This is a genomic window from Microbacterium sp., assembly GCF_039812165.1.
Lineage (GTDB): Bacteria > Actinomycetota > Actinomycetes > Actinomycetales > Microbacteriaceae > Microbacterium.
Map to the genome: position 1 here is coordinate 1 of NZ_JBDIAB010000131.1, position 8,507 is coordinate 8,507.

Annotated in this window: 4 protein-coding genes; 2 read left to right on the forward strand and 2 right to left on the reverse strand. The window is 72.3% G+C overall.

The genetic code is table 11. From position 1 onward, the window contains the following. The first annotated feature begins 112 nt into the window (after nt 1–112). Entirely contained in the window at nt 113–1,075 is a 963-nt protein-coding gene (locus tag WML84_RS10505) for a hypothetical protein (protein ID WP_347346094.1), read from the forward strand. Between the two features lie 485 nt (nt 1,076–1,560). On the opposite strand, the gene WML84_RS10510 is transcribed toward WML84_RS10505, so the two are convergent. Beyond that, nucleotides 1,561–3,024, reverse strand: coding sequence for a GuaB1 family IMP dehydrogenase-related protein (locus WML84_RS10510; protein WP_347346095.1), 1,464 nt, complete (start codon nt 3,022–3,024; stop codon nt 1,561–1,563). Nucleotides 3,025–3,197: 173 nt separating this feature from the next. Here WML84_RS10510 and WML84_RS10515 point away from each other — a divergent pair, with 173 nt between their 5' ends. Next, on the forward strand, nt 3,198–6,890 hold the full coding sequence (locus tag WML84_RS10515) for a multifunctional oxoglutarate decarboxylase/oxoglutarate dehydrogenase thiamine pyrophosphate-binding subunit/dihydrolipoyllysine-residue succinyltransferase subunit (RefSeq protein ID WP_347346096.1): 3,693 nt from the start codon (nt 3,198–3,200) through the stop codon (nt 6,888–6,890). 37 nt (nt 6,891–6,927) lie between these two features. Here the strand turns inward: WML84_RS10515 and WML84_RS10520 are convergent, their stop codons facing one another. After that, entirely contained in the window at nt 6,928–8,493 is a 1,566-nt protein-coding gene (locus WML84_RS10520) for a glycerol-3-phosphate dehydrogenase/oxidase (RefSeq protein WP_347346097.1), read from the reverse strand. Between the last annotated feature and the right edge of the window lie 14 nt (nt 8,494–8,507).

Sequence of the window (8,507 nt, forward strand, 5' to 3'; positions counted from 1 at the left end):
CACGCGGGTGCCGCGCCACGGGGAGCCCTCCACAGCGACGAATCCGCGCGGGTTGTCCACATCTCGGGGTCGTGCGCCGCATCGCCGCCACACACCCCGCCAGCATGGCGTCATGAGCGCGCTCTCCGAACCGCCGCTGGATGCCGTCTTCCGACGCCGCGAGCACCTCGACCCCGTCAACGAACGACGACTCGCCTCCCGAGTCGAACGCGGTGAGATCGTGCGGATCGGACCGGGAGCGTTCGCGGCGGCGAGGGCCTGGGACGGTCTCGAGCCGATGGACCGGCACGCCCAGCGTGTGTGGGAAGCGGCATCCCGTCTCGAGGCCGGCACCGTCCTGTCGCACTTCGCCGCCGCCGCACTTCACGGTGCGGACGTGCTCGGCGACTGGCCCGACCGCGTCGATGTGAGCGTCGACCGCAAGAGCGGCGGCCGGTCGACCGGCCGCGTGCGACGCCACACCCGCCGGCTCGACGAACTCGACGTGATTCCGTGGGGTCGCCACTTCGTGACGTCCGTCGTGCAGACAGCGATCGACCTCGCAGCGATGCTGCCCTTCGCCGAGGGCGTCGCCACGGCCGACCAGGTGCTCTGGTCACGGCGGGAAGGCGGTCCGCTCGCGACGCCGGATGACCTGCAGCGCGCCGCCGATCGCTTCGGCGGGCGCGGGCAGGCCCGCGTGCAGCGCGTGGTCGCGTTCGCCTCGCCGCAGGCCGACAGCGTCCGCGAGTCGCAGAGCCGCGTGATCATCGAGCAGCTCGGGTTTCCTCGACCGCGACTGCAGCGCGAGTTCCTGCTGCCGAGCGGCCTGCGGGCGTTCACCGACTTCTCCTGGGACGAATGGGACCACGTCGGCGAGTACGACGGCCTCGGCAAGTATCTCGATCCGGTGCTGCGACGCGGTCGGACGCCCGAGCAGGTGCTCGCCGACGAAAAGGACCGGGAGGACGAGCTGCGCCGCGTCGTACGGGTCGTCTCGCGCTGGCGGACGCGCCAGTTGGAACGGCCCGCGCTGCTGTATGACGTGCTGACGCGGGCGGGACTCCCCACTACCCGTCCTCGGCCGGGCTTCTGAACGGGCGACCGGATGCCGGAGCCCGAGCTCGCCGGCATCCCTCCGCCATCGCGTGGCTAGCGCTCTCGCGCGGTCCCGCTCTCGCGCGGGTTCGGCTCTCGCGCGGGTTCCGCTCTCCCACGTGGGTCCCACTCTCGCGTGGCGTCGGCGCCAGTTCTCTGCGATGGCGCCACATATTTGTAGGGGCCATTGCAGGGAACTGGCGCCAACGCTGTCGGCAGCTGGAGCCATCGCAGGAAGGTGTCGCCAACAGGACCGACCGAGCATCGGACCCGCAGAAAGGTGTCGCCAACACGCCCGGTCCAGCATCGGACCCGCAGGAAGGTGCCGCCAACACGCCCGGTCCAGCACCGGGCCCGCAGAAAGGTGCCGCCAACAGGCACCGACCCAGCACGAGACCCGCAGAAAGGTGTCGCCAACAGGACCCGGGCGACCGACAGGCAACCCCGGACGACCGGGCCGAGGCCGCGGAAGGGAACGCGCGGCTACCAGCTGACCGGGAGGGCCTTGCCCTCCTCGTAGCCGGCCGCCGACTGCAGCCCGACGAGCGCGCGCTCGTGGAACTCGGGCACCGTCGACGCCCCCGCGTAGGTGAACGACGAGCGCACGCCCGACGTGATCATGTCGACGAGGTCCTCGATGCCCGGGCGGAGCGGGTCGAGGTAGATGCGCGACGACGAGATGCCCTCGGCGAACAGCTCCTTGCGCGCCCGCTCGTACGGGTCGAGACGGCCGAATCGGCCGTGCACGGCCTTGGTCGAGGCCATCCCCCACGACTCCTTGTAGACGCGGCCGGCGTCGTCGGTCTGCAGGAGTCCGGGCGCCTCGATGGTGCCGGCGAACCACGAGCCGATCATGACGGATGCCGCGCCCGCCGCGAGCGCCAGTGCGACGTCGCGCGGGTAGCGCACGCCGCCGTCGGCCCACACGTGCGCACCGAGGCTCGCCGCCGCCTGCGCGGTCTCGAGCACGGCGGAGAACTGCGGACGCCCGACCGCCGTCATCATGCGCGTCGTGCACATGGCCCCGGGACCGACGCCGACCTTGAGGATCGTGGCGCCCGCGGCGACCAGGTCGTGCACGCCCTCGGCGGTGACGATGTTGCCCGCGACGAGCGGGATGCCGAGCCCCAGGTCCGACACGGTGCGCAGGGCCCGCAGCATGCTCTCCTGGTGTCCGTGCGCGGTGTCGACGACGAGCACGTCCACGCCGGCGGCGGCGAGCGCCTTCGCCTTGGCGGCGACGTCGCCGTTGATGCCCACGGCGGCCGCGACGATGAGGCGTCCGTCGGCGTCGACCGCGGGCCGGTACAGCGTCGAGCGCAGCGCGCTCCGCTGCGACAGCACGCCGACGAGCCGGCCGTGGCGCAGCACGCACACCGTCTCGGTCTCGGCGGCGACGATGAGGTCGAACGCGTGGCGGGCGCTCGTCACGTCGTCGGCGTCGATCGAGGCGGGGCGCCCGCGGGCGAGGTCGCCCAGGCGCGCGTCGGCGAGCGCCGTGCCGAGCCTCGTCGCCGGGACGACCCCGAGGATGTCGTCGACGTGGATGCCGTCGGCCGAGGCCGCCGGGGGCGCCACCACGATGCCGTAGCCCTCGGTGGCGGGCAGGAGGAGGGCGGCGTCCGCCACCGTGGCCTCCGGCGGCAGCACGAGCGGCGTGTCCCACGGCACCGGCTGGTCCTTGACCCAGCGGATCGCGGCATCCACCTCCTGCAGCGGCATGTCCTGGGGCAGCACGCCCAGGCCGCCCCGCCGCGCGAGCGTGGCGGCCAGCCGGGGGCCGGTGACCGAGTTCATGTTCGCGGCGACGAGCGGGACCGTCGCGCTGGTGCCGTCGCGGGGCGCGAGGTCGACGTCGAGCCGGCTCGTGACCGCCGATCGGCGGGGCACGAGGAACACGTCGGAGTAGGTCAGGTCGACGGCGGGACGCTCTCCGGAGAACTGCATGGTTCCACGGTACCCAGTCGCGGACGGGCGCGGACGTCGGCCGCCGGTCCGTGCGAATCGCGGACTGGCCCGGCTTTCGGTCGCCCATCTGCGTTACGCTGATATGACGTGTGCGTCTGGTCGACCCGGCTTCCGCACGAACTGACCTTCACCGACGAAAGCAGGCAACACCCGTGTCCAGTCAGGTGACCGGCCTCGGAACTTCCAGCGACGGCGAATTCGGCGCCAACGAATGGCTCGTCGCCGAGCTCTACGAGCAGTTCTCGAAGGACAAGAACTCTGTGGACAAGGCCTGGTGGCCCATCTTGGAGGCGTACCAGCCGGAGCCGGCACCGGCATCCGCCCCCGAGCCCGCCGCGGCGATCGTCCAGCCCGCACCGCCGGCGTCCGACGCCCACCCGGTGACGGCGCCCATCCCGGTGGTCGGCGCGCAGCCGGTCGCGCGGACGACCGCGCGCCCCGCCGCCCCGCAGCCGATCCCGGCGCAGGCGCCCACCGTGGTCCCGGCCGCGCCCGAGGCCAGCGGCGAGGACGTCGTGACGACGCTCCGCGGCATGCCGAAGACGCTCGCCGCCAACATGGACGAGTCGCTCACGGTCCCCACGGCCACGAGCGTGCGGACGGTCCCGGCGAAGCTGATGATCGACAACCGCATCGTCATCAACAACCACATGTCGCGCACCCGCGGCGGCAAGGTCAGCTTCACCCACCTGGTGGGCTGGGCGCTCATCCAGGCGCTGAAGTCGTTCCCCAGCCAGAACGTGCACTACACGGTCGTCGACGGCAAGCCGTCGGTCGTCGCCCCCGCACACATCAACCTCGGCATCGCGATCGACATGCCCAAGCCCGACGGCACGCGGGCGCTGCTGGTGCCGAGCATCAAGCGCGCCGAGTCGCTCACCTTCAACGAGTTCCTCGCCGCCTATGAGGACCTCGTCTCCCGGGCCCGCACCAACAAGCTCACCGCGGCGGACTTCCAGGGCACGACGATCTCGCTCACCAACCCCGGCGGCATCGGCACCGTGCACTCGGTGCCGCGGCTCATGCCCGGCCAGGGCTGCATCGTCGGCGTCGGCGCGCTGGAGTACCCGGCGCAGTTCCAGGGGTCGAGCGAGAAGACGCTCGTCGAGCTCGGCATCGGCAAGACCATCACGCTCACGAGCACGTACGACCACCGTGTCATCCAGGGCGCCGGCTCGGGCGCGTTCCTCAAGATCGTCCACGAGTACCTGACCGGCCAGCGCGACTTCTACTCGGGCATCTTCGCGGCCCTGCGCATCCCGTATGCGCCGATCCACTGGAACCGCGACATCAACGTCGACATCGCGGAGCGCGTCGACAAGACCGCGCGCGTGCAGGAGCTGATCAACTCGTTCCGGGTCCGCGGCCACCTCATGGCCGACATCGACCCGCTCGAGTACGTGCAGCGCACGCACCCGGATCTCGAGATCGAGTCGCACGGGCTGACCTTCTGGGACCTCGACCGCGAGTTCGTCACCGGCGGCTTCGGCGGCAAGCGGCTGCTCAAGCTGCGCGACGTCCTGGGCGTGCTCCGCGACTCGTACTGCCGCACGATCGGCATCGAGTACATGCACATCCAGGACCCCGACCAGCGCGCGTGGTTCCAGGAGAACCTCGAGGTCAAGTACCAGAAGCCGGGTCACGACGAGCAGCTGCGCATCCTGAACAAGCTCAACGAGGCCGAGGCGTTCGAGACGTTCCTGCAGACCAAGTACGTCGGTCAGAAGCGGTTCAGCCTCGAGGGCGGCGAGTCGCTCATCCCGCTCCTCGACGAGATCCTGCAGGGCGCGGCATCTGCCGGGCTCGACGGCGCCGCGATCGGCATGGCCCACCGTGGGCGCCTCAACGTGCTCACGAACGTCACCGGCAAGACGTACGGCCAGGTGTTCCGCGAGTTCGAGGGATCCGTCGCGGTCGGCTCGAAGAGTGGATCGGGCGACGTCAAGTACCACCTCGGCACCGAGGGCACGTTCATCGCCGACGGCGGGCAGGAGCTGCCGGTGGTCCTCGCGGCCAACCCGTCGCACCTCGAGACCGTCGACGGCGTGCTCGAGGGCATCGTCCGCGCCAAGCAGGACCGCAAGCCCATCGGCACGTTCTCGTGGCTGCCGATCCTGGTGCACGGCGACGCCGCGTTCGCCGGCCAGGGCGTCGTGGTCGAGACGCTGCAGATGTCGCAGCTGCGCGCGTACCGCACCGGCGGCACCATCCACGTGGTGGTCAACAACCAGGTCGGCTTCACGACGCTGCCGCAGGACAGCCGCACGTCGGTCTACGCGACCGATGTGGCGAAGACCATCCAGGCTCCGGTCCTCCACGTCAACGGCGACGACCCCGAGGCGGTCGTCCACGTCGCCGAGGTGGCGTTCCGCTACCGCGAGCGGTTCCACCGCGACATCGTCATCGACCTGGTCTGCTACCGCCGCCGCGGGCACAACGAGGGCGACGACCCGTCGATGACGCAGCCGCTCATGACGAACCTCATCGAGGCCAAGCGCTCGGTGCGGCGCCTGTACACCGAGGCCCTCGTCGGTCGCGGCGACATCACGCAGGAGGAGTACGAGCAGGCCAAGCGCGACTTCCAGAGCCGGCTCGAGGTCGCCTTCGCCGAGACGCACGCGGCCGAGACCGGGTCGTCGGCCGTCGTCACGCCGACGACGTCCGTCGCGCAGGTCGTGGGCGAGCCCGAGACGACCGGCGTCTCGCAGGACGTCGTGCGGCAGGTGGGGGATGCCTTCGTCAACCCGCCCGAGGGCTTCACCGTGCATCCGAAGCTCAAGTCGCTCCTCGACAAGCGGGCCGAGATGAGCCGCTCCGGCGGCATCGACTGGGCGTTCGGCGAGCTGCTCGCGTTCGGGTCGCTGCTGATGGAGGGGACGAACGTCCGCCTCGCCGGCCAGGACTCGCGCCGCGGCACCTTCGTGCAGCGGCACGCGATCATGCACGACCGCGAGAACGGCCAGGAGTGGCTGCCGCTGGCGAACCTGTCGCAGAGCCAGGGCCGCTTCTACGCCTACGACTCGCTGCTGAGCGAGTACGCCGCGATGGCGTTCGAGTACGGCTACTCGGTCGAGCGCGCCGACACCCTGACGCTGTGGGAGGCGCAGTTCGGCGACTTCGCCAACGGCGCGCAGACGGTGCTCGACGAGTTCATCTCGTCGGCCAACCAGAAGTGGGGTCAGCAGTCGAGCGTCGTCCTGCTGCTGCCGCACGGCTACGAGGGCCAGGGCCCCGATCACTCGTCGGCCCGCATCGAGCGCTACCTGCAGCTGTGCGCGCAGGACAACATGACGGTCGCCCGTCCGTCGACGCCGGCTTCGTACTTCCACCTGCTGCGCCGTCAGGCCTACGCGCGTCCGCGCCGGCCGCTGGTCGTGTTCACGCCGAAGGCCATGCTGCGCCTGCGCGGTGCGACGAGCCCCGCGGAGGCGTTCACGTCGGGCCGGTTCGAGCCGGTCATCGACGACGACCGCGGGCTCGACAAGAGCCGCGTGGAGCGCGTGCTGCTGCACGCCGGCAAGCTGCACTGGGATCTCAAGGCGGAGCTCGAGAAGCGCCCCGACCCGCGCATCGCGCTGGTGCGTCTGGAGCAGTACTACCCGGCGCCCATCGACGAGCTCAACGCGGTGCTCGACACCTACCCCGACGCCGAACTGGTGTGGGTGCAGGACGAGCCCGAGAACCAGGGTGCGTGGCCGTTCATCGCGCTGGAGGTCGTGAAGCACCTGCACGGGCGCACGATCCGCCGCGTCTCGCGCGCCGCCGCCGCCTCGACGGCGACCGGCTCGGGCAAGGTCCACGCGATCGAGCAGGCCGCGCTCCTCGAGAAGGCCCTCACGATCTAGTCCCTCGCTCGTCCGGGCGCCGGACGGGCCGGCGCGATCAGGCGTCGAGCGGCACGACGCCGGCGCGGTCGAAGGCCGCGCGGGCGGCGGCGACGGATGCCGCGGCATCCGTCGCCACGAGTCCCAGACGCGTCCGGCGGTCGAGCAGGTCGGCCACCGAGAGCGCGCCCTCGACGCGCACGCCCCACTCCAGCTCCTGGGCGGTGACGCCGCGGGCGGCGTCGCCGCCCGCGGGCAGCGCGGCCAGGTACGGCGCCTCGGCGCCGTACCTGCGCACCCAGCGGGGCGGCGCCGCGACGCGCGCGAGCGCGTCGCGGGGCCACGCTCCGACGAGAGGCAGGGCGGCCGTGCGCGACGTCCGGGCGGTCGGCAGGCGGCGCCGACGCACCGCCTCGTCCACGCCGTCCTGCGCCATGCGCCGTGCGGTGGTGAGCTTGCCGCCCACGACGCTCAGCACGCCGTCGGACGACTCGAGGATCGCGTGCCGACGCGAGAGCGCGTCGGTGTCGCGCGCGCCGTCGGTGTCGTCCGCGTCGTCGAGGAGCGGGCGCAGCCCCGCGAAGGTGCCGATGACGTCGTGGCGGTCGAGGGGATCGGCGAGCACGGTGTTCATCGTCGCGAGGAGCTCGTCGATCTCGGCATCCGTCGCGTGCGGCACGTCGGCCATCGCGCCGGACCCATCCCCGTCGAGGGGCACGTCGGTGAGGCCGATGTAGGTGCGCCCGTGCGGCGCGGGCACCGTGAAGACGAACCGGCCCGTCGCGCCGGGCACCGGCACCGTGAGCGAGACGTCCGCCCCGCCGAGCCGCGCGGTCTCGACCACGAGGTGCGTGCCGCGGCTGGGCCGCAGCCGCACGGCCGGGTCGATCAGGCCCGTCCACACGCCGGCGGCGCCGACGACGGCCCGCGCGCCCACGCGCAGCTCCGCACCGGTCGTCGTGTCGACGAGCAGCGCCCCGTCGCCGGCGACCTCGCGCGCCTCGACGCGGGTCAGGATGCTCGCCCCCTCCCCCGCGGCCGTGCGACACAGGGCGACGACGAGCCGCGCGTCGTCGATCACCTGGCCGTCCCAGCCCGACACCGCGCCGCGCAGGCCGTCGCCCGCGACGGCCGGCGCGAGCTCTCGCGTCCGTGCCGGGTCGAGCATCGCCGGCGGCGGCACGGCCTCCGCCGGCGTGCCCACGAGACGCCGCATCCCGTCGCCCAGCGCGAACCCCGCCCCGACGTATGCGCCTTGCGACATATAGTCCGCTCCATAGAGGGGAACGACCTGCCGCAGCGGCCGGGTGAGGTGCGTCGCGGTGCGGGTCATCAGGACATGCCGTTCCGCCGCGCTCTCGTGGGCGATGCCGAACTGCCCCGACGCGAGGTAGCGCAGGCCTCCGTGGACGAGCTTCGAGCTCCACCGACTCGTCCCGAACGCCAGATCGTGGCGCTCGACGAGCACGGTGCGCAGACCGCGGCTCGCGGCATCCAGCGCGATCGCCGCCCCGGTCACACCGCCGCCGACCACGAGCACGTCGACGAACGGCGCGTCGCCGAGCCGCGACAGCTCTCGCGCGCGGCGCGCGGCGTCGAGCGCCGTCGACGCGCGCCCGGCGATGCCACGCCCGCGGT

Coding starts and splice junctions, on each gene's coding strand:
- WML84_RS10505 (WP_347346094.1), top strand. CDS start 113: ATGAGCGCGCTCTCCGAACCGCCGCTGGATGCCGTCTTCCGACGCCGC.
- WML84_RS10510 (WP_347346095.1), bottom strand. CDS start 3,024: ATGCAGTTCTCCGGAGAGCGTCCCGCCGTCGACCTGACCTACTCCGAC.